This is a genomic window from Paenibacillus sinensis (assembly GCF_019904155.1).
GTDB classification, from domain to species: Bacteria; Bacillota; Bacilli; order Paenibacillales; family Paenibacillaceae; genus Paenibacillus_AQ; species Paenibacillus_AQ sinensis.
Window position 1 is genome coordinate 1 of record NZ_JAHCMB010000109.1, and the last position, 357, is coordinate 357.

A 357-nucleotide genomic window follows, 5' to 3' on the forward strand; every position below is an offset into this window, starting at 1 on the left:
AATCGGACAACATCATCGCAACCGATATTTTGACCTTTGCGCGCAAGATGGCGGCGATCCAGATTTTTGTGACGCCATCCATTGGCCGTCTGGATAGCCGGGTCCGTGAAATGTGCGAGGTCTTGCTCCAGATCCGGCCGGCCGGAAACAAAGGGATGCACATAGATTACTTTGACTACCAGGCCGAGGGATACGGCAGATATGGCAAACTGATCCATAGCCGCTTTTTGCCGGCGGGCAAGGTAAAGCAGATCCACAAGCTCAACCTGTTTGACTCTCATTGTTTTGTCTCTATGTTCCCGCTGCCGCGCACCGAACGGGCAGCACAAAAATTTATGGCCGAGCTGGAGCGTGTCC

At 53.5% G+C, this 357-nt stretch carries 1 pseudogene; it reads left to right on the top strand.

The annotated features are described in order from the left end of the window. A pseudogene (locus KIH86_RS10800) lies at positions 1-357 on the top strand (ATPase); the annotation flags it as partial.